22 protein-coding genes are annotated in these 20397 nt (G+C 70.7%); 12 read left to right on the forward strand and 10 right to left on the reverse strand.

All coding sequences use genetic code 11. The features are described 5' to 3' along the window. Positions 1-6 precede the first annotated feature (6 nt). Together OGL88_RS07480 and OGL88_RS07485 are read right to left on the reverse strand one after the other, a co-directional pair. Positions 7-1233, reverse strand: a complete 1227-nt coding sequence (locus OGL88_RS07480; RefSeq protein ID WP_205462448.1) for an SPFH domain-containing protein — start codon at positions 1231-1233, stop codon at positions 7-9. Next, the gene (locus tag OGL88_RS07485) at positions 1230-1703 is read right to left on the reverse strand and encodes an NfeD family protein (RefSeq protein ID WP_263090904.1); all 474 of its coding nucleotides are present in this window, start codon (positions 1701-1703) and stop codon (positions 1230-1232) included. Before OGL88_RS07485 ends, OGL88_RS07480 begins: the two co-directional genes overlap by 4 nt. 154 nt (positions 1704-1857) lie before the next feature. Here OGL88_RS07485 and OGL88_RS07490 point away from each other — a divergent pair, with 154 nt between their 5' ends. The 4 genes from OGL88_RS07490 to OGL88_RS07505 all read left to right on the forward strand — a co-directional run bounded on the left by OGL88_RS07490 (position 1858) and on the right by OGL88_RS07505 (position 6137). Next, positions 1858-2619 (forward strand): SDR family oxidoreductase, encoded by a 762-nt coding sequence (locus OGL88_RS07490; RefSeq protein WP_205462447.1) that lies wholly within the window; start codon positions 1858-1860, stop codon positions 2617-2619. Between the two features lie 10 nt (positions 2620-2629). Beyond that, entirely contained in the window at positions 2630-3085 is a 456-nt protein-coding gene (locus tag OGL88_RS07495; RefSeq protein ID WP_263090905.1) for an NUDIX hydrolase, read from the forward strand. Positions 3086-3357: 272 nt separating this feature from the next. Further along, positions 3358-5751, forward strand: coding sequence for an excinuclease ABC subunit UvrA (locus OGL88_RS07500; protein ID WP_263090907.1), 2394 nt, complete (start codon positions 3358-3360; stop codon positions 5749-5751). Between the two features lie 119 nt (positions 5752-5870). Next, positions 5871-6137 carry a hypothetical protein gene (locus tag OGL88_RS07505; RefSeq protein ID WP_123294405.1) on the forward strand — a complete coding sequence of 89 codons (267 nt, stop codon included), beginning with the start codon at positions 5871-5873 and terminating at the stop codon, positions 6135-6137. A gap of 94 nt (positions 6138-6231) precedes the next feature. On the opposite strand, the gene OGL88_RS07510 is transcribed toward OGL88_RS07505, so the two are convergent. Then, positions 6232-6375, reverse strand: a complete 144-nt coding sequence (locus OGL88_RS07510) for a hypothetical protein (RefSeq protein WP_263090908.1) — start codon at positions 6373-6375, stop codon at positions 6232-6234. Positions 6376-6509: 134 nt separating this feature from the next. On the opposite strand from OGL88_RS07510, the gene OGL88_RS07515 reads away from it, so the two are divergent. From OGL88_RS07515 to OGL88_RS07525, 3 genes are all read left to right on the forward strand, one after another. Continuing rightward, entirely contained in the window at positions 6510-6665 is a 156-nt protein-coding gene (locus OGL88_RS07515; RefSeq protein ID WP_263090909.1) for a hypothetical protein, read from the forward strand. Between the two features lie 151 nt (positions 6666-6816). Further along, complete coding sequence (locus tag OGL88_RS07520; RefSeq protein WP_263090910.1) at positions 6817-7413, forward strand: dihydrofolate reductase family protein; 597 nt, start codon at positions 6817-6819, stop codon at positions 7411-7413. Between the two features lie 42 nt (positions 7414-7455). Further along, a complete protein-coding gene (locus tag OGL88_RS07525; RefSeq protein WP_263090911.1) occupies positions 7456-8082 on the forward strand; it encodes a hypothetical protein in 627 nt (208 codons plus the stop codon). On the opposite strand, the gene OGL88_RS07530 is transcribed toward OGL88_RS07525, so the two are convergent. Then, positions 8079-9110, reverse strand: coding sequence for an alcohol dehydrogenase catalytic domain-containing protein (locus OGL88_RS07530; RefSeq protein ID WP_263090912.1), 1032 nt, complete (start codon positions 9108-9110; stop codon positions 8079-8081). The genes OGL88_RS07525 and OGL88_RS07530 overlap by 4 nt on opposite strands. Positions 9111-9201: 91 nt before the next feature. On the opposite strand from OGL88_RS07530, the gene OGL88_RS07535 reads away from it, so the two are divergent. Then, positions 9202-9651, forward strand: a complete 450-nt coding sequence (locus tag OGL88_RS07535; protein WP_263090913.1) for a GNAT family N-acetyltransferase — start codon at positions 9202-9204, stop codon at positions 9649-9651. Positions 9652-9685: 34 nt separating this feature from the next. Here the strand turns inward: OGL88_RS07535 and OGL88_RS07540 are convergent, their stop codons facing one another. Continuing rightward, on the reverse strand, positions 9686-10366 hold the full coding sequence (locus OGL88_RS07540) for an SDR family NAD(P)-dependent oxidoreductase (RefSeq protein WP_263090915.1): 681 nt from the start codon (positions 10364-10366) through the stop codon (positions 9686-9688). Positions 10367-10468: 102 nt separating this feature from the next. On the opposite strand from OGL88_RS07540, the gene OGL88_RS07545 reads away from it, so the two are divergent. Then, on the forward strand, positions 10469-11305 hold the full coding sequence (locus OGL88_RS07545) for a helix-turn-helix domain-containing protein (RefSeq protein WP_263090916.1): 837 nt from the start codon (positions 10469-10471) through the stop codon (positions 11303-11305). 9 nt (positions 11306-11314) lie between these two features. Here OGL88_RS07545 and OGL88_RS07550 read toward each other — a convergent pair whose 3' ends face one another. Both OGL88_RS07550 and OGL88_RS07555 read right to left on the reverse strand, forming a co-directional pair. Beyond that, complete coding sequence (locus OGL88_RS07550) at positions 11315-13216, reverse strand: ABC transporter ATP-binding protein (RefSeq protein ID WP_263090917.1); 1902 nt, start codon at positions 13214-13216, stop codon at positions 11315-11317. A 31-nt stretch (positions 13217-13247) separates the two neighbouring features. Further along, positions 13248-14468 carry a beta-ketoacyl-[acyl-carrier-protein] synthase family protein gene (locus OGL88_RS07555; RefSeq protein WP_263090918.1) on the reverse strand — a complete coding sequence of 407 codons (1221 nt, stop codon included), beginning with the start codon at positions 14466-14468 and terminating at the stop codon, positions 13248-13250. 55 nt (positions 14469-14523) lie between these two features. Here OGL88_RS07555 and OGL88_RS07560 point away from each other — a divergent pair, with 55 nt between their 5' ends. After that, positions 14524-15132, forward strand: a complete 609-nt coding sequence (locus OGL88_RS07560) for a TetR/AcrR family transcriptional regulator C-terminal domain-containing protein (protein ID WP_263090919.1) — start codon at positions 14524-14526, stop codon at positions 15130-15132. 118 nt (positions 15133-15250) lie between these two features. Here OGL88_RS07560 and dhaM read toward each other — a convergent pair whose 3' ends face one another. The 3 genes from dhaM to dhaK form a co-directional block, all read right to left on the reverse strand. Next, complete coding sequence (dhaM, locus tag OGL88_RS07565; RefSeq protein ID WP_263090921.1) at positions 15251-15973, reverse strand: dihydroxyacetone kinase phosphoryl donor subunit DhaM; 723 nt, start codon at positions 15971-15973, stop codon at positions 15251-15253. Beyond that, positions 15970-16611, reverse strand: coding sequence for a dihydroxyacetone kinase subunit DhaL (gene dhaL, locus OGL88_RS07570; RefSeq protein ID WP_263090923.1), 642 nt, complete (start codon positions 16609-16611; stop codon positions 15970-15972). The genes dhaM and dhaL overlap by 4 nt, the downstream gene beginning before the upstream one ends. A 75-nt stretch (positions 16612-16686) precedes the next feature. Continuing rightward, complete coding sequence (gene dhaK / locus OGL88_RS07575) at positions 16687-17688, reverse strand: dihydroxyacetone kinase subunit DhaK (RefSeq protein WP_263090925.1); 1002 nt, start codon at positions 17686-17688, stop codon at positions 16687-16689. A gap of 318 nt (positions 17689-18006) precedes the next feature. On the opposite strand from dhaK, the gene OGL88_RS07580 reads away from it, so the two are divergent. Together OGL88_RS07580 and glpK are read left to right on the forward strand one after the other, a co-directional pair. Further along, positions 18007-18732, forward strand: coding sequence for an MIP/aquaporin family protein (locus OGL88_RS07580; protein ID WP_111084024.1), 726 nt, complete (start codon positions 18007-18009; stop codon positions 18730-18732). Between the two features lie 74 nt (positions 18733-18806). Continuing rightward, on the forward strand, positions 18807-20318 hold the full coding sequence (gene glpK / locus OGL88_RS07585; protein ID WP_111084025.1) for a glycerol kinase GlpK: 1512 nt from the start codon (positions 18807-18809) through the stop codon (positions 20316-20318). Positions 20319-20397: the final 79 nt, after the last annotated feature.

A 20397-nucleotide genomic window follows, 5' to 3' on the forward strand; every position in this document is an offset into this window, starting at 1 on the left:
TGCGGGTCAGCGTCGGCCGGAGCCGTCGCTGGTGCGGTGCCCGGATGCTTCGTCGTTCGGGTGCTGCGCAGCGTCGGCCTGCGGGGCCGGTGCGTCGTCGACCTTCTCGGCGGTCGCGTCATCGGCGGCTGCGAGGTGCGCGTCGACGCTCCGGTTCGACTCGGCCAGTCGTGCGTCGAGGTCGGACTCGGGGACGATGTCCGCGGCGGTGGCATCCGCACGCGGCATGGTCGTGTCGGCCGACCCGGCAGCGGCGGTGTTCGCCAGGCTCTCGTTCGCGAGCTTGGAGATGCGGGAGAGGAAGTCCCCGCCGGTGCCGGCGCCGGCGACCGGGCCGCTGCCGCTCCGTCCGCCGGAGAAGCCCTTCGCGATGCCGGACAGTGCCTCGGTGAACTCGCTCGGGATCATCCAGAGCTTGTTCGCGGTGCCCTCGGCGATCTTCGGGAGCATCTGCAGGTACTGGTAGGAGAGCAGCTTGTCGTCGGGGTCACCGGTGTGGATGGCCTCGAAGACCGTGGCGATGGCGGAGGCCTCACCCTCGGCGCGGAGCACCTGGGCCTTGGCGTCACCCTCGGCTGCGAGGATGGCGGCCTGCCGCTGCCCCTCGGCCTCGAGGATCTGGGACTGCTTGGTGCCCTCGGCCTGCAGGATCGCGGCACGACGGCTCCGCTCGGCACGCAGCTGCTGCTCCATGGCGTCCTGGATCGACACGGGCGGCTCGATCGCCTTGAGCTCGACACGGCCGACGCGGATGCCCCACTTGCCGGTCGCTTCGTCGAGCACGACGCGGAGCTGACCGTTGATGTTGTCGCGGCTGGTCAGGGCCTCTTCGAGGTTGAGGCCACCGACGACGTTGCGGAGCGTGGTGGTGGTGAGCTGCTCGACGGCACCGAGGTAGTTCGCGATCTCGTAGGTCGCCGCGCGGGCGTCGGTGACCTGGAAGTAGACGACGGTGTCGATGGAGACCACGAGGTTGTCCTCGGTGATCACCGGCTGCGGCGGGAACGACACGACCTGCTCGCGCATGTCGAGCAGGGGGCGCAGGCGGTCGATGAACGGCACGAGCAGGTTCAGGCCCGGCGAGAGCGTCTTGTGGTACTTGCCGAGGCGTTCCACGATGCCCGCGGTGGCCTGCGGGACGATGCGGATCGCCTTGGCCAGGACGACGATCACGAAGATGACGACGACGAGGATCAGGACGAGCAGTGCGATCGTCCCGGGTGAGATGGTCACGAGGTGGCCCTTTCTGCGAGGCGCACGACCGCGGTCGACCCCTCGATCGACTCGACGACCACGGGGGTGCCGAGTGGCGGTGTGCGGTCGATGGCGCCCACGGCGAACCGTGCGCTCCAGGTCTCGCCGTTGGCCAGGCGGACCTGGCCGGGAGCAGAGGATGTGAAGGCGACGGCGACGGTGCCGGGAAGCCCGATGAGCCCTTCGATGTTCGTGCGGTGCGGGTCGGCGCCTCGGCCGAGCATGACCAGCAGGCGCGGTCGCACGAGCGACAGCAGCACGAGCGCGAGCACGGCGGAGACGATGGCGGACAGCCACCACGGGGCGCCGAGCAGAGCGGCGATCAACCCACCGGCGGCTCCGGCCGCGAGCATGATGAAGATGAAGTCGAGGGTGAAGATCTCGACCACTCCAAGCAGCAACACGAGTCCGATCCAGACGATGGTCTGGATCCAATCGATTCCGTTCACGCGATCTCCCTCCCTCGGTCGCGCGCCGTGGCTCGCAGCGTCGCGACGGCCGGTACAACTCCGTTCAACATATCAGGAGGGTCGGTCGGCCGTGCAGGCGATTGGTAGGCTCGGTGCGGCCGACCGGCCGGAACACGACCTGGAGAACACGACTGTGAGCAACCCCCTCGCCCCCGGATCCCTCACCGACACGCGCGCCGTCGTCACCGGCTCGTCGCGCGGCATCGGCGCCGACACCGTCGGGTACCTGGCCGGCGCCGGCGCCAAGGTCGTCGTGAACTACCGCAACAAGGCCAAGCGCGCCGAGCAGATCGCCGAGAAGGTCGTCGCGGCCGGCGGCTCCGCCCTGGCGATCGGCGCCGACCTGACCGACCACGAATCGGTGCAGGCGCTCGTCGACACCGTCGTGCAGGAGTGGGGCGGCATCGACCTGCTCGTCCTGAACGCCTCGGGCGGCATGGAGTCCGGCCTCGGCGAGGACTACGCACTCCGCCTGAACCGCGACGCACAGGTCGACATGCTCCAGACCGCCGTGCCGCACATGCCCGCCGGGTCGCGCGTCGTGTTCGTGACGAGCCACCAGGCCCACTTCGTCGAGACCGCCGAGACGATGGACGAGTACGTCCCGGTCGCCAAGAGCAAGCGCGCCGGTGAGCTCGCCCTGCGTGAGCTGATCCCGCAGCTCGAGGCCGCGGGCATCGAGTTCGTCGTCGTCTCCGGCGACATGATCGAGGGCACGATCACCGCGACCCTGCTGAACCGCCTGAACCCCGGCGCGATCGAGGGCCGCCGGCAGGAGGTCGGCAAGCTCTACAGCGTGTCGGAGTTCGCCGCCGAGATCGCCCTCGCCGCGATCGAGCCGATCCCCGCCGACCACACCAAGCTCGTCGGCGACGTCAGCGGCTTCGTCGGCTAGCGTCGGGCGGGTGACTGCCAAGCCCGGCCTGCGCCGAACCTCCCGCATCATCCTGCTCGACCCCGAGGGGCGCGTGTTCCTGATGGACACGAACTCGCCGTCGTCGGACGGTGCCCACCGGTGGATCACGCCCGGCGGCGGGGTCGACCCCGGCGAGGACCACCGCGACGCGGCGATCCGCGAGCTGCGCGAGGAGACCGGGATCGTCATCGACGACCCGGGCGAGCCGGTCTGGTCCTGGGACTTCACCGTCGAGTGGGACCTCGCCGACCACGACCGGGGCCACAGCGAGTTCTACGTCGTGCGCACACCGGGCTTCGAGCTGTCGGACGCCGAGTGGACCGACGACGAGCGGGTCGACATCCTCGCGTCGCGCTGGTGGACCGCCGACGAGCTCGACGCCACCGATGAGAACTTCGAACCGGCGGAGCTGCCGGAGCTGGTGCGTCGGTTCACCGCGGCCTGACCCGGCCGTCGTCTGCACCCGGCCGTCGTCTGCACTCGGCCGTCGTCTGCACGGTGCCGGGTCCGTCGGTCGGTGCGGGGTTGGTGGCGTGGTGCGCGCTTGTGGCGCTGCACGGTGCGCGGAAGCGCGCACGGGGTGAGAAGGCGCGCACGGTGCTGACGGGAGGCGCGGTGCGGGCCTGGCCCGTGCCTCCTGTCCGGTGGTGGGGTGCGTCCAACGCACGGTGCGGGATTGCCTTGTCGGTGTCGGTACCCGCCGGTACCCTGATCGACATGCATACCAGTTCCGGAGACGACGCCGTTCCGAGCCGGAGCGTGCACGCCGCCGATGGCCACGACCGCATCCGCGTGCGCGGTGCCCGCGCCAACAACCTGCAGGGGATCGACGTCGACCTGCCGAAGCGTCGACTCACGGTGTTCACCGGTGTGTCCGGGTCCGGCAAGAGCTCGCTCGTGTTCGGCACCGTCGCCGCCGAGTCGCAGCGGATGATCAACGAGACGTACAGCGCCTTCGTGCAGGGCTTCATGCCGTCGCTCGCGCGACCCGACGTCGACCTGCTCGACGGACTGACCACCGCGATCGTCGTCGACCAGGAGCGCATCGGCGCCGACCCGCGGTCGACCGTCGGCACCGCCACCGATGCGAACGCGATGCTGCGCGTGCTCTTCAGTCGTCTGGGCGACCCGCACGTCGGCGGTCCGAACGCGTTCTCGTTCAACCTGGCGACGGTCACCGCCGGGGGAGCGATCACGGTGCAGAAGGGCAAGGACGCCAAGGCCGAGAAGGTCTCGTTCACCCGGCTCGGTGGCATGTGCGCCGACTGCGAGGGGCGCGGGCTCGTCAACGACATCGATCTGACGCAGCTGTTCGACGACTCGAAGGCGCTCGGCGACGGGGCGATCACGATCCCCGGCTACGGCACCGACGGGTGGAACGTCCGGATGTACGCGGAGTCCGGGTACTTCGACAAGGACACCCCGATCCGCGACTTCACCGAGCAGGAGCGCGCCGACTTCCTCTACCGCGAGCCCACGAAGCAGAAGATCGCCGGCATCAACATGACGTACGAGGGGCTCGTCCCCCGGGTGCGCCGTTCGATGCTGCAGAAGGACCGCGGGGCGATGCAGCCGCACATCCGCGCCTTCGTCGACCGTGCGGTGACCTTCACGACGTGCCCGGCGTGCGGGGGCACCCGGCTGAACGACATCGCACGTTCGTCGAAGATCAGCGGGAAGAGCATCGCCGACGTCTGCTCGATGCAGATCACCGACGTCGTGCCGTGGCTCCGTGCAGTCGACGACCCCGGCGTCGCGCCGCTGCTCGACGGCCTCCGCGACCTGCTCGAGTCGTTCGTCGAGATCGGTCTCGGCTACCTCTCGCTCGACCGCCCGACCGGCACGCTGTCCGGGGGAGAGGGGCAGCGGGTCAAGATGGTGAAGCACCTCGGGTCGTCCCTCAGCGACGTCACGTACGTCTTCGACGAGCCGAGCACGGGGTTGCACCCGCACGACATCGAGCGGATGAACGGCCTGCTGCTGCGGCTGCGCGACAAGGGGAACACCGTGCTCGTGGTCGAGCACAAGCCCGAGGTCATCGCGATCGCCGACCACGTCGTCGACCTCGGCCCGGGCGCCGGCTCCGGCGGCGGGATGCTCTGCTACCAGGGCCCGGTGCACGGGCTGCGGGGGAGCGGGACCATCACCGGTCAGCACCTGGACGACCGCGTCTCGGTGAAGACCGCCGTCCGCCGGTCCGACGGGGTGATCGCGATCCGCGGTGCGTCGGCGCACAACCTGCACGACGTCGACGTGGACGTCCCCACCGGGGTGCTCACCGTCGTGACGGGCGTCGCCGGGTCCGGCAAGAGCACGCTGATCCACGGGTCGCTCGCGCATCGCGAGGGTGTCGTGGCCATCGACCAGAGCGGGATCCGCGGCTCCCGACGCAGCAACCCGGCGACGTACACCGGACTGCTCGAGCCCATCCGCAAGGCGTTCGCGAAGGCCAACGGCGTGAAGCCCGCGCTGTTCAGCGCGAACTCCGAGGGCGCCTGCCCCGCGTGCAACGGCGCCGGTGTCGTGTACACCGACCTCGGGATGATGGCCGGCATCGCCACCCCGTGCGTGGAGTGCGACGGCAAGCGGTTCGACCAGTCGGTGCTCGGCTACCAGCTCGGCGGCAAGGACATCAGCCAGGTCCTCGGCATGTCCGTCGCCGACGCCGTGGTGTTCTTCGCCGACGGTCCGGCCGTGCTGCCTGCTGCGCACGCGATCCTGGCGCGCCTGGCCGACGTCGGACTCGGGTACCTGACCATCGGGCAGCCACTCACGACGCTGTCCGGCGGAGAACGGCAGCGGCTCAAGCTGGCGACCCACCTCGGTGAGCGTGGCGGCACCGTCGTGCTCGACGAACCGACCACCGGACTGCACCTGGCGGACGTCGCACAGCTGCTCGGGCTGCTCGACCGCTTGGTGGACTCGGGCAAGACCGTCGTGGTGATCGAGCACCACCAGGCCGTGATGGCGCATGCCGACTGGATCATCGACCTCGGGCCGGGCGCGGGGCACGACGGCGGACGGATCGTGTTCGAGGGCACGCCCGCCGACCTCGTCGCCGCCCGCTCGACCCTGACCGGCCAGCACCTGGCGGCCTACGTCGGCGCCTGAAGCAGGGGACAGGTTCGTCCAGGCAACCTGAACGTTGCCGGTGCGATTCCGATAGCGTTTGATCGACGCTCACGATCGGCTACCCGGCCTGGATCGGCGTCCTGATCGAAGGAGCTCCCATGTCCAACCCCGGCAACGCGCCCGCTCAGTCCAACACCTTCGGTGTCGTCTCCCTGGTGCTCGGCATCGTCGGCGTCGTCGGCGGTATCTTCATCGCCCTGATCGGCATCATCGCCGGCATCATCGGGCTCGTGCTCGGCATCCTGGCGCGCAAGCGCGGGGGGAGCCGCGGCACCGTCCTCGCCGGCATCATCCTGTCGGCCGTCGCGATCGTCATCGGCATCGTCGGTTACATCCTGACGGCGGTCATCCTCACCCAGTCGTGACGGAGGCCCGTCCGAGGGCGCACGCGTGACGTCCGCGGGCGTGCATCGTGAGCAGAAGGGGTCGAGTCCGTCATCTGGACTCGACCTCTTCTGCTCACTCGACGGCTTCGCGTCCGGTCCGGTCACCGGCGGTTCGCCCTTCGGCGAGGAACCCGGTGAAGGCAGCGCGCACATGGTCGAGGTCGGGCTCGAGGCCGGTGATGTGTCTGAGGCTCGCGACCGCTTGCCCGACGGCCATCCAGCCACCGTCGACCACCCGGCGTCCGGCCGCACGTGATCGTTCCTCCCGCGGCGTCGACCGGCCATCCGACGGTGACGCGCTCTGAATGGAGCCCGATGCGTCCCCAGCCCGCTCGGCGTACCGTCCGGCGCATGAGCTACAGCCAGCCAGACCCAGCCGAAGAGACCACCCAGAGCGAGACGCCGGAGCAGCCGGACACCGACCAGGAGAACCTGGAGGAACAGGGCGCTGAACCAGCGGCGCTCGAGATCGACGCCGACGACGTCCCGACGAAGCCAGCCGACTGACACTGTCGCCCGACGATGTGCTTCGTGAGCAGGAACGGTCGAGTCCGCGCGTGGGACTCGACCTTTTCTGCTCACCAAGCGCCCGGTACCGTCCGCAGGCATGAGCCGATAATGCATATTATGTCAACTCAGGTTCGGACAGGGGCTCCCCTTGCGTGAACTCGTCCTCAAGATGTCGATGTCGCTGGATGGTTTCGTGGCTGGTCGTCGCGCCGACTCCGACTGGATGTTCCGCGGCGGGAGTCCGGACTCGATGGCCTGGGTGCTCGACGTCGTTACCGGCGCGGGCCTGCACGCCTTCGGCCGCAAAACCTTCGAGACCATCTCAGCTTTTTGGCCGACGGCGCCGGGGCCCCTCGCCGAACCGATGAACCGGATCCCCAAGGTCGTCTTCACCACGCAGCGTGACTTCGATCCGCGAACAGTGGCAGTCCCCGACCGTGGCTCCCCCGCGGCGGCGACCTGGACCGGTGCGCGGGTCGCATCCGGACTGCTCGAGGCCGAAGTGGCAGCGCTCAAGCAGGAGTCGGACGGGTACGTCCTCGCCCAGGGCGGAACGGGGTTCGGTCGCAGCCTCGTCCGCGCCGGCCTGGTCGACGAGTACCGGCTTGCCGTGCTTCCGGTGGTGCTCGGCTCCGGCGACGGCGTGTTCGCGGGGCTGCCGGACGAGCTCGACCTGCACCTGGTCAGTTCCGAGACGTTCGCCGGCGGTGCGCTCGGGCTGATGTACCGTCCGACGTCGCGGTGACCGCCGAGACGCCGACGGCATCGCATGCGTAGCGTCGTCGCCATGACACTCACCGATGCCCAGATCGGCCGGAACCTCCGGGGCGTCCGCGAACGACTGGCCGGTTCCGATCCTGACGACCTGGCCCTCCGGATGCGGCTGCGCGGCTGGCACTGGGACGCCGCGACCGTCGAGTCGGTCGAGGACGGCGCACGTCCACTGCTCCGGTCCGAAGCCGACGACCTCGTGGGGATCCTCGGGTACTCGGACGGCTTCCTGACGGCCGAGACCGACGCTGAGCACGAGGCCGACATCACCGATCAGATGGTCCGTCGAGCCGAGGGGCACGTGCGACGGGCGACCGAGTGGTGGCAGGAGGTCGCCGACCGCTACCGGATCTCCGGGCTGACTCCCCCGATCGACATCGACACGGTCGTGGCGGAGGCGCACCGCGCTCACCGCGACCCCGACGCCGCACTGGGTGTCCCCCTGAGCGACGACAGCACGACGCACATGGCGGACTGGGCGAACCGACCGGAGCGGCCTGTGCACCCCCTCGACACCATCGAGGCCGGTGCGGTGTGGACCGACGAGCAGATCGCGATGCAGCTCGACCACGACCTGCGCGAGGCATCGGACGCCGTCCGGTACGCCACCGTGCAGCTGCTCCGCGTCAGCGCGGACGGCTAGAAGACGGCGACGGTCATCCCGGTCGACGTGGCGGGACGGTCCATGGCCACGATCGCGCCGGGCAGGTCGTCGAAGCCGATGGTCCGGCCGATCGAGTCGTCCGGACGCAGTCGCCCGGTGACGACGTCGGCGAGCATCGCCGCGTACTCCCCCACCGAGATGCCGTGGCTGCCGAGCAGTTCGAGCTCATCGGCGATGACGCGACCCATCGGGATCACCGGCTCGGCCTCGTCGTCGAGCAGCAGGCCGACCTGCACGTGACGTCCTCGAGGGCGCAGGGATGCGACCGCTGCGACGGAGGTCGCCCGGCTGCCGAAGGCGTCGATCGAGACGTGCGCGCCGCCGTCGGTCCGAGCACGGACCGCGGCGACTGCCGCTTCGTCCATCGGCAGGGTGACGGCGCCGAGTGCTGCGGCACGTTCGAGTGCCGCAGACGAGACGTCGACCGCGATCACCTGCGCGCCCGCCGCGACCGCGACGATGATCGTCGACAGGCCGACTCCGCCGCAGCCGAACACGGCCACCCACTCCCCTGCTGCGACCCGACCTCGGGCATGCAGGGCGTGGTAGGCCGTCCCGAACCGGCACCCGAGTGCCGCGGCCTCGGCGAAGCCCACGGTCTCCGGGAGCGCGACCACGTTGACGTCGGCGTGCGGGATGACGACGGACTCGGCGTAGGAACCGGGCAGCGTGAACCCGGGTTGCTGCTGGCGCGTGCACACCTGGGTGGCGCCGTCGACGCACTCCGGGCACGTCCCGCAGGCGAACACGAAGGGCGCGGTCACCCGGTCCCCGACCGACACCCGGGTCACCGCGTCCCCGACGGACGTGACGACACCGGCGAACTCGTGCCCGGGGACGTGCGGCAGCGAGACGGAGTCGTCGTGTCCCTTCCAGGCGTGCCAGTCACTGCGGCACACCCCGGTGGCCGCGACCCGGACGACGGCCCCGTGGTCCGGTGCCGCCGGATCGGGCAGGTCGACGATCGACGGGGCGGATCCGAACTGGTCGTACTGGACTGCGCGCATCCCGCCATCGTCCCAGACGGTGCTGTCGTGTTGTCCACAGACGACGGATTGGCCGTTGCTCGCCACGGGCGACCGCCGCTTCACTGGTCCCATGGACGAACCGACCGCACTGCACTTCTCCGCCGACCCCGCCGACCTCGACGTCGACCGCGTGCACCGCTGGCTCAGCGAGCAGTCGTACTGGGCGCGGGGTCGCAGTCGTGCCACCCAGGACGCGGTCATCGCCGGGTCCCGTAACTTCGGCGTCTACGACACCGCGACGGGCGCGCAGCTCGGGTACGCTCGGGTGATCACCGACGGGGTGACGTTCGGCTGGTTGGCCGACGTGTTCGTCGAACCGGACGCTCGTGGCCGTGGCGTCGGCGTCGCCCTCGTGCAGGGCGTGACCGAGGCGATCGAGCCACTCGGGTTGAAGCGGTTCGCCCTGTTCACCGCCGACGCGCAGGGCCTGTACGAGCGGTTCGGGTTCCGTCCGCTCCCCGACCCGGCGGGCTGGATGATGCGCCCTGGGTCGGGGTTCGGTGCCGATGTGCACGACTGAAGCGGATACCGCGACCGTCCGCGCCCAGCGACCGTCAGTACTCGATGCGGCCGTTCCGGTTGTGGAACTCCCCCGTCGGCCCGTCCGGCCCGACCGTGGCGAGCGCGACGGTCGCGTCGGTGCCCTCGGTGATGGTCTGGTGTCCACCGAAGCCGTTGAACTCCGTGGCGGTGTACCCGGGGTCGCTGACGTTGATGCGGAACTCCGGCAGGTTCTTCGCGTACTGCACGGTCAGCGCGATCACCGCGGCCTTCGACGCGGCGTAGGGCACAGCCGGCACCGGGTACTCGTCGTGGCCCGGGGTCGTCAACCACCTGGCGAACCCCACGCCCGAGGCGACGTTCACGATCACGGGGTGGTCGGACGCCCGCAGGAGCGGGAGCGCCGCCTGCGTGACCCGGACGATGCCCGTCACGTTGGTGTCGAGCACGGTGGCCATCGCGGCGGCGTCGAGGTCGTCGACCCCGAACGACGTCCCGAGGATGCCGGCGTTGTTCACGAGCACGTCGAGGGCGGGGATGGTGGCGATCGCGGCGTCGATGCTGTCCTGGTCGGTCACGTCGAGCTGGACCACGTGGGCGCCCAGGGCACGCGCCTCGTCGCCCGTGGCGGGGTCGCGCATGCCGGCGTACACGGTGTGGCCCGCGTCGACCAGGCGGCGGACGGTCTCGAGCCCGAGACTGCGGTTGGCTCCGGTGATGAGTGTCGTTGTCATGCCCCCACTCTCCGCCCGAGCGGCTGACTCCCCCAGGCACCGTGCGACGGTGGGACCACCAGTACCAGGAAGGACAGGAGGCGCGGGGCGAGGATGGTGGACATGAGCGAGTTCGCGAGTGTGTTGCGTTCCTGGCGCGACCGCGTCCGGCCCGAAGAGGTCGGCCTACCGGCCGGGCCCGGCCGACGGACGCCGGGTCTCCGACGCGAGGAGCTCGCCGCGCTCGCCGGGGTGAGCGTCGACTACGTCGTCCGCCTCGAGCAGGGCCGCGCGCTGAACCCCTCACCCCAGCTGCTCGGCGCCCTCGCCACGGCGCTCCGGCTCACCGCGGCCGAGCGCGACCACCTGTGCCGGGTCGCCGGCGTCGCTCCCCCGTCGCTCCAGGTCGTCCCGCGGCACATCACCCCCGGGGTGCAGCGGCTCGTCGACCGGCTCGGCGACGTCCCGATCGCGGTGTTCACGGCGACGCACGACATCGTGCTGTGGAACGACCTGTGGGCTGCGCTGAACGGAGACCCATCGCGGGCGGTCGGGATCGAGCGCAACCTGGTGTGGCGGCACTTCATGCACGCACACGACGGCGTCGAGTGGGACGACGAGCACCAGGAGGAGTTCTCGAGCGACCTCGCGGCGGACCTCCGTCAGGCGTCCGGCCGCTACCCCGCCGACCGCGATCTCGCCGAGCTCGTCGCGCGGCTCCGCCGTGAGTCGCCCGAGTTCGAACGTCGCTGGGACACCGGGCGCATCGCCGAGCACCGGGCCAGCCGCAAGCAGGTGCACACGCCCGTCGGGCCCATCGAGATCGACTGCGACGTGCTGACGGTGCCGGGCGGCGACCTGCGGATCGTCGTCTACACCGCGGTCCCCGGCACCGAGGACGCCGCGAAGCTCGACCTGCTTCGGGTCACCGGACTGCAGCAGTTCAGCACGGCGCCGTGACCTGAGGACCTAGCTCGGGCGAAGCGCTTCCTCATCCGCCGCGACGTCCTTCTGCACGGCGAACTGGGTCCGGTGCAACTCCTCGTACCGTCCGCCCATGGCCAGCAGCTCCTCATGGGTCCCACGCTCGACGATCGACCCGTCCTCGACCACGAGGATCAGGTCCGCGCTGCGGATGGTCGACAGCCGGTGGGCGATCACCATCGCAGTCCGCCCCTCGAGCGCCTCGCTGAGCGCAGCCTGCACGGCGGCCTCGGACGTCGAGTCCAGCGCCGCGGTGGCCTCGTCGAGGATGACGACGCGCGGCTGGGCGAGCAGGAGCCTGGCGATGGTCATCCGCTGGCGCTCGCCGCCGGACAACCGGTAGCCACGCTCCCCGACCATGGTGTCGAGCTGGTCAGGCAGGGAGCGGATGAGTGGTTCGAGCCGCGCGCGCCGGACGGCGTCCCACACCTCGTCCTCGGTCGCCTCGGGCCGCGCGAGGCGCAGGTTGGAGCGGATCGTCTCGTGGAAGAGGTGGCCGTCCTGCGTCACCATCCCCATGGTGTGCCGCATGGAGGCGAACGTGACGTCGCGGACGTCCGACCCGGCCAGCCGGACGGCGCCACTGTCGACGTCGTACAGGCGGGAGAGCAGCTGCGCGATCGTGGACTTGCCGGCCCCGGAGGTGCCGACGAGCGCGACGGTCTGCCCCGGTTCGATCCGGAACGAGACGCCGTGCAACACCTCGTCACCGCCGCGAGTGTCCAGCGTGGACACCTCCTCGAGCGAGGCGAGGGACACCTTGTCCGCAGCGGGGTAGGCGAAACGGACGTCGTCGAACTCGACCGCCACCGGGCCGTCGGGGACGGTGCCGGCGTCGGGCTTCTCCTGGATGAGCGGTTCGAGGTCGAGGACCTCGAAGACGCGCTCGAAGCTGACCACCGCGCTCATGATCTCCACCCGGGCGTTCGCGAGGCTGGTCAGCGGTGCGTAGAGGCGGGTGAGCAGGAGGGCCAGCGTCACCACGTCGCCCGTGTTCAGCCGGCCACCGAGCGCGAGGGCGCCGCCGACCCCGTAGACGAGCGCGAGGGCGAGGGCGGAGACCAGGGTGAGGGCGGTGACGAAGACGAACTGCAGCAGGGCACTCCGCACGCCGATGTCGCGGACGCGGGCGGCGCGCACCCGGAACTCCTCCGCTTCCTCGTCAGGACGGCCGAACAACTTCACGAGGGTGGCGCCGGGCGCGGAGAAGCGCTCGGTCATCTGCGTGCTCATGGCGGCGTTGTGGTCGGCGGCCTCGCGACGCAGCGCGGCGAGGCGGCTGCCCATGCGGCGCGCGGGGACCAGGAAGACCGGGAGCATGACGATCGCCAGGACGGTCACGAGCCAGGACGTGCTGAGCATGACGGTCAGGGTGAGGATCAGCGCCACGGTGTTCGTGACCACGCCGGACAGCGTGCCGCTGAAGGCCTGCTGTGCGCCGATCACGTCGTTGTTGAGGCGGCTGACGAGGGCGCCCGTCCGTGTGCGGGTGAAGAAGGCGATCGGCATCTTCTGCACGTGGTTGAAGACGGCGGTCCGGAGGTCCAGGATCACGCCTTCGCCGATGCGTGCCGAGAACCAGCGCGTCGCGAGCGACACGCCTGCGTCGCCCACGGCGACCAGGGCGATGACGACCGCGAGCCAGGTGATCGTGCCGAGCGCGCCCCGGGCGACGATGACGTCGACCACCCGGCCGGCGAGCACCGGTGTCGCGACCGCGAGGACGGCGCCCACGACGGAGAGGACGATGAAGACCACCAGCTTGGCCCGGTAGGGCACTGCGAACGTCATGATCCGCCGGACCGACTCACGGGAGATGCCGTGCTTGCCGTCCTTGGCGGTGGAGATCTTGTAGAGCGAGCTCCAGGCCACGCCTTCCATGCTCATGGCAGTCAGGATACGTCGGCCCCCGCGCCCCTCAGACCGCGGTGAACACCAAGGAGGCGTTCTGCCCGCCGAACCCGAACGAGTTGCCCAGCGCCGCACGCATGGTCGCGGTCCGAGCGGTCCCCGCCACCACGTCCAGGTCGATCGCCGGGTCCTGGTGCTGCAGGTTCAGGGTCGGCGGCACGACCCCGGTCTCGAGCGTCCGGACCGTCAGGATCGCCTCGACCGCTCCCGCCGCACCGAACATGTGCCCGATGGCGCTCTTCGGCGCGGTGACGAGCGCACCGGTCCCGACCGCACGACCGATCGCCGCTGCCTCGCCGACGTCCCCGACCGGGGTCCCGGTCGCGTGCGCGTTGACGTGGTCGATGTCCGCCCCGGTGAGGCCGGCCATCCGGATCGCCGCCGTCATCGCGCGTTCCTGCTCGCTGCCGTCCCCGAGTGGGGCGGTGATGTGGAAGGCGTCCGACGTGATCCCCCACCCGGCGAGCGTGCCGTGCGACCGCTGTGCGCGGGCGGCGGCGTGCGCGGCCCGTTCCAGGACGACGAACCCGGCACCCTCGCCAAGCACGAACCCGCGACGGTCGGCGTCGAACGGTCGTGACAACGTGGTGGGGTCGTCACCGTCGGGCTTCGCGAGGGCCTGAGACTGGGCGAACGAGGCCATGGTGACCGGGGTGACCGCTGCTTCGGTACCGCCCGCGATGACGACGTCGGCCTCCCCCGTGACGATGAGCCGCGCGGCGGTCGCGATCGCCTCGGCACCGGACGCGCATGCCGAGACGGTCGTGTACGCACCGGCGCGGGCGCCGTACTCGATGCTGATCTGCGCCGCGGCCCCGTTGGCCATGAGCATCGGGACGGTTCGGGGCGACACCCGACGAGCACCCGAGGTCCCGAGCACGTCGTGCGCGTCGAGCAGCGTCTCCACTCCCCCGATGCCGGTTCCGACGACGACGGCCAGGCGGTCGCCCGCGACGGCGGGCGCGCCGGCGTCGGCCCAGGCCTCGCCGGCGGCGACCAGCGCGAGCTGCTGGCTGCGGTCGAGCCGGTTCGCCCGGACGCGACCGAGCGCGGACTCGGCGTCGAGTGCCGCGTCGGCGCCGACCGTGATCGGCACCCGCTCCCAGAGCTGCCCGTCGCGGTGCACCTCGCGCACGCCGGAGCGTCCGGCGACCAGGGCGTCCCACAGCGGCGCGACGCCGTGGCCGAACGGGGAGACGGCGCCGTAGCCGGTGATGGAGATGTCCACGAGTGCTCCTTCTTGTACGTTGAACAAGTGGAGTTGTACCACGTACAATTAAGGAATGGCAACCACCGACGGCACCGGGACGACCCGCGGTGCAGCGACCCGGGCGAGGATCCTCGCCGCGACCGCCGGACTCCTCAGCGCAGGGGCGGCCGGCGACGCGGCGGGAGCCAGCACCGCACGCCACGCCGTCACCGTCAGCGAGATCGCCCGGGCGGCCGGGGTCTACCCGAACCAGATCACGCACCACTACGGCTCGAAGGACCGCCTCGTCCTCGACGCCGCCTTCGCGCTCTTCCTCCGCGACACGACGCGCTTGCAGGCAGCCGGTCGGCGCGCCGGGTCCGCAGACGCGTTCCGTCAGGTGCTCGCACGCACCGCCCTCGCCATGCCGTCGACACTGCTCGTCGTGCGCGCGCTGGCCGCCGCCGGTGACGACGACGCCCAGCGCGAGCGCGTGCGACTCCTGCTCGCGGTCCTGTTCCGGCAGTCGGAGCGCTACCTCGAGCGCGTCGTCGCGGAGCACGGCTGGACGAGTCCGAGCGGTGTCGGCCGTGATTCCCGGACGTTCTGGAGTGCGGTGTTCGGCGCGACGCTCCTCGCCGATGCGGGCGTCACCGGCGGGCCGTCGGACCTCGACCTGGCCGGCACGGTGTCCATCCGCTGACGCCGAGACTCGGCCAGGGCGGGCCGAGTCTCGGCCCAGGCGACCGTTCTCGCGCTCAGCACGGCGAGGACTGTCGCCTCACGCGAGACTCGGCTGCGAAGCTGAGCGGCGGCGACGCCTACTCGCCGAAACCGCTCCGCACCAGCTCCACCAGCGCGTCGACCGCGACCTGCGCATCGGCTCCGCTCGCCTCGATCGACACGGTGGCTCCCTTCGGCAGCGCCAACGCCATGATCGCCAGCAGGCTCTTCGCGTCCACGCCGTTCACGCGCACAGCTGCGTCGTACTTGGCTGCCGTCTTCACGAACTCCGCCGCGGGGCGGGCGTGCAGGCCGGTCTCGTTCACCAGTTCGACGCTCTCGGACGCGGCCACGTCGTCGACGCTGGCAGCCCCGTCACCCGGCCCCGTGCCTCCCGGCTGGTCACCGGACGGACGGGAGGCGCTGCTCGCGTCGTCCGCGGACCCTGCGGCGGACGCCGCGGCAGCGAGCACTGCCTCGGCGTCGCCACCCGTCTGGGCCGCGACGGCCGCGGCGACCGCGCCCTCGACGAGGGGTGCCGGTGAAACGTGCACGCGTGCGCGGACGTCGTCGTCGAGGAAGTCGAGCGCCGTGTCGGTGGTCAGGTAGGCAGAGCCGAGGTCGCACAGGACGACGACGGCGTCGGCGTCGGAGAGCTCCTCGATGCCGGCGGTGATCGCCTCGAACGACGTGCCGATGCCGCCGTCGTCGGTCCCGCCGGCCGCGACGAGCGGCACGTCGGCCGCCATCTGGCGGGCGAGCTCGACGGTGCCGGAGGCGACCGCGGCGCTGTGCGAAACGATCAGGATGCCGACGGTCACGCGGCGGAGCCCGTCGTCGCGTCCACCGCGGCACGCAGGATGTACGCCGTCGACTGCGCGCCCGGGTCGCGGTGCCCGACGGCGCGTTCGCCGAGGTAGCTCGCGCGCCCCTTGTGGGCGACGAGCGGTTCGGTGGCCTCGGCGCCCGAGGCGGCGGCGTCGGCCCCGGCGGCGAGCACCGCTGCCGGCTCGTCACCGGCTGCGGCGGCTGCGGTGGCGGCGTCGACCGCGGGGGTCCAGGCGTCCACCATCGTCTTGTCGCCGACGGCGGCCTTGCCGCGCGAGACCACGCCGTCGCGCGCTGCGGCGAGCACGGCGACGAGCGTGTCGGCGTCGAGCTCGGACGCGTCGCCTGCGGCCTGGGCTGCCTTCAGGTACGCGGTGCCGAACAGCGGACCAGCGGCGCCGCCGACGGTCGAGATGAGCTTCGTCGCGACCGTCTTCAGCACGGCGCCGGGCGTGTCGAAGGAGCCGCCGTCGACGGCCTCGAGCACGGCGCGGAAACCGCGGTCGAGGTTCTCGCCGTGGTCCCCGTCACCGATCTCGCGGTCGAGCGTGACGAGCTCTGCCCGGTGTTCGTCGATCGTCGCAGCCGTGCGACGGACCCAGTCGATGGCCCATGCGGTGTCGAGCGCCAATGCGGTTCCCTTCGTGTGTCCGGCCTGGGATGGCTCGGTGTCGTGGTCGGTGGTCGAGCGGCCGATGGCGGCCGCTCAGCGACCCCAGCGCAGTGCCGGGGTCTCCACCGGGGCGTCCCAGAGTGCCGTGAGTTCCTCGTCGAGCACCGTGACGGTGAGCGAGAACCCCTGCATCTCGAGGGACGTGACGTAGTCGCCCACCAAGCTACGCGTGACGTCGTACCCGCGGTCCGTCAGCACCTCGGCGGCACGGCGGTAGGCGATGTAGAGCTCGGACAGCGGAGTGCCACCCATGCCGTTGACGAGCAGGAGCAGCTTCGAGCCGGCCGGAGCGTCGAGGTCGGTGAGGATCGGTTCGAGCACCCGGTCGACGAGCTGGTCGGCCGGTGCCATCGGGATGCGCTCGCGCCCCGGCTCCCCGTGGATGCCGATGCCGAGTTCGACCTCGTCGTCGGCGAGCGTGAAGGACGGCTCCCCCGCGTGCGGCACGGTGCCGGACGCCAGGGCCAGGCCCATCGACCGCGTGACGTCGTTGACGTGGCGGGCGACCGCGGCGACGGCGTCGAGGTCGTCGCCCCGTTCGGCAGCAGCGCCGGCACACTTCTCGACGACCACGGTGCCGGCCACGCCGCGGCGACCGGCCGTGTAGAGCGAGTCCTGCACGGCGACGTCGTCGTCGACCACAACGGACTCGACGCGGATGTCGTCCATCTCGGCGAGCTCGGCGGCGGTCTCGAAGTTCAGGACGTCGCCGGTGTAGTTCTTCACGATGTGCAGGACGCCCGCGCCGCCGTCGACGGCCTTGGTGGCCGCGACGATCGGGTCGGGGGTCGGACTCGTGAACACCGGGCCCGGGACGGCGGCGTCGAGCATGCCGTACCCGACGAAGCCCGCGTGCAGCGGCTCGTGTCCGCTGCCGCCGCCACTGACGATGCCGACCTTGCCGGCGACGGGGGCGTCGGCGCGGTGCAGGTGGATCGGGTCCTCGACCAGGACGACGTGTCCGGCGTGTGCCCGGGCGAACCCCCGGACGGTCTCGTCGACCACGGCCTGCGGGTCGTTGATGAGCTTCTTCATGCGCGTGCCTCCACGGGTACGGGGCCGAGCCGAGGCGAACTGCACACCGCCGTCGTCGACCGGAGTGCGCCCAATCTACATCCGACGCCCGGGCGCTCGTTCGTCCGGTCTGCACGTTCGTGCAGTGCGACGGGGACGCGTCACCGGCTCGCGATCCTCCGCAGCGCACGCCGCTTGCACGTTCGTGCACGATCCCGGACTTCCCTCAGGAATTCATCGCCCCGTCGTTCTCCGCGTCACTATGCTCGGCCTCAATCACTCAACGGGGAGTGCGGCGCAGCACCACCGGACCCCCACCTCACGCACTGGAGGTCACCGATGGACGACATCGGCGTCAAGTTCCTGTCCGAGCTCGTCGGTACAGCGATGCTCATCATCCTGGGTGGCGGTGTCGTCGCCGCCGTCTCCCTCTCGAAGTCGAAGGGCTTCGGAGCCGGCTTCCTCATGGTCACGATCGGTTGGGGCTTCGCGGTCTTCGCCGGTGTCACCGTGTCGTACAAGTCGGGCGGCCAGCTGAACCCGGCCGTCAGCCTCGCCCAGGCCATCCTCGGCAACATCACCGTCGGCGCGATGCTCCTGTTCTGGCTCGCGCAGCTCATCGGTGCGGTCATCGGGGCCGTCATCGTCTGGCTCGCCTACAAGCAGCACTTCGACGAGGAGCCCGACCCCGCCGCCAAGCTCGGCGTCTTCTCCACCGGCCCGGCGATCCGGTCGTACGGCTGGAACCTCGTGACCGAGATCATCGGCACCTTCGTGCTGGTGTTCGTCGTCATCGCCTTCACCAACGGCCAGACCCCGGCGCAGCTCGGCGCGATCCCCGTCGCCTTCCTCGTGATCGCGATCGGTGTCAGCCTCGGCGGTCCGACCGGCTACGCCATCAACCCGGCCCGTGACCTCGGTCCGCGCCTCGCGCACGCCTTCCTGCCCATCAAGGGCAAGGGCTCGAGCGACTGGTCGTACGCCTGGGTGCCCGTCGTCGGACCGCTGATCGGTGGCGCCATCGCCGCCGGGCTGTCCTACGCCCTGCTGCCCGTCGTCAGCTGACCCAACCCAACCCCGGGGTGAGTGGCGCGCGATCGCGGGCCGCCCACCGCACCGAACACCCGTAAGGAGCACCAATGGCCGACTACATCGTCGCCATCGACCAGGGCACGACCTCCACCCGAGCGATCGTCTTCGATCACTCCGGCTCGATCATCTCGACCGGGCAGAAGGAGCACGAGCAGATCTTCCCGCGCGCCGGGTGGGTCGAGCACGACCCCGCCGAGATCTGGGACAACACCCGCGAGGTGATCGGTCAGGCACTGTCGCGTGCCGACATCACGCGTCACGACGTCGCCGCCGTGGGCATCACCAACCAGCGCGAGACCGCCGTCGTCTGGGACAAGACCACCGGCAAGCCGATCTACAACGCGATCGTCTGGCAGGACACCCGCACGCAGTCGATCGTCGACAAGCTCGCCGACGGTGACACCGACCGCTACAAGGCCATCGTCGGCCTGCCGCTCGCGACCTACTTCGCCGGCACCAAGATCATGTGGATCCTCGAGAACGTCGAGGGTGCGCGTGAGAAGGCCGAGGCCGGGGACCTGCTCTTCGGCACCACCGACACCTGGGTCCTCTGGAACCTGACCGGTGGCGTCGACGGCGGCGTCCACAAGACCGACGTCACGAACGCGTCCCGCACGCTGTTCATGGACCTCGAGACGCTCCAGTGGCGCGACGACATCCTCGCCGACTTCGGTGTGCCGAAGTCGATGCTCCCCGAGATCGTCAGCTCCTCCGAGGTCTACGGCCACGTCGAGTCGTCCAACCTGCTCCGCGAGGTCCCGATCGCGGGCATCCTCGGCGACCAGCAGGCCGCGACCTTCGGCCAGGCGGCGTTCGACCAGGGCGAGTCGAAGAACACCTACGGCACCGGCAACTTCCTCATCTTCAACACCGGTACCGAGATCGTCCGCTCCGAGAACGGCCTGCTCACCACCGTCGGCTACAAGCTCGGCGACCAGGAGACGCACTACGCCCTCGAGGGTTCGATCGCCGTCACGGGCTCGCTCATCCAGTGGCTCCGCGACAACCTCGGTCTCATCGGCAGTGCCCCGGAGGTCGAGGCGCTGGCCAAGACCGTCGAGGACAACGGCGGCGTGTACTTCGTGCCGGCGTTCTCCGGCCTCTTCGCGCCGTACTGGCGTCCGGACGCTCGCGGTGCGATCGTCGGCCTGACCCGCTACGTCAACAAGGGGCACATCGCGCGTGCGGCCCTCGAGGCGACGGCGCTGCAGACCCGCGAGGTCCTCGACGCGGTGAACGCCGACTCGGGCGTGGACCTGACCGAGCTCAAGGTCGACGGCGGCATGACCGCCAACAACGAGCTCATGCAGTTCCAGGCCGACATCCTCAACGTGCCGGTGGTGCGTCCGGTGGTCGCCGAGACGACGGCGCTCGGCGCGGCCTACGCGGCCGGTCTCGCCGTGGGCTTCTGGGCCAACCTCGACGAGCTCCGTGCCAACTGGCAGGAGGACAAGCGCTGGGAGCCGCAGCTCGACGCCGCGGAGCGCGAGCGCACGCTCCGTCTCTGGAAGAAGGCCGTCACGAAGACCTTCGACTGGGTCGACGAAGACGTCCAGTAGCGACGCACGCGCACGCTGACCGCGTGCACCGAACGCACCGACGGGAGGCCCGGTGCCGGTTCCGTGAACCGGCACCGGG

Origin of the sequence: Curtobacterium sp. RIT-PI-V, from assembly GCF_025642935.1 — a bacterium.
In the GTDB taxonomy this organism is placed as follows: Bacteria; Actinomycetota; Actinomycetes; order Actinomycetales; family Microbacteriaceae; genus Curtobacterium.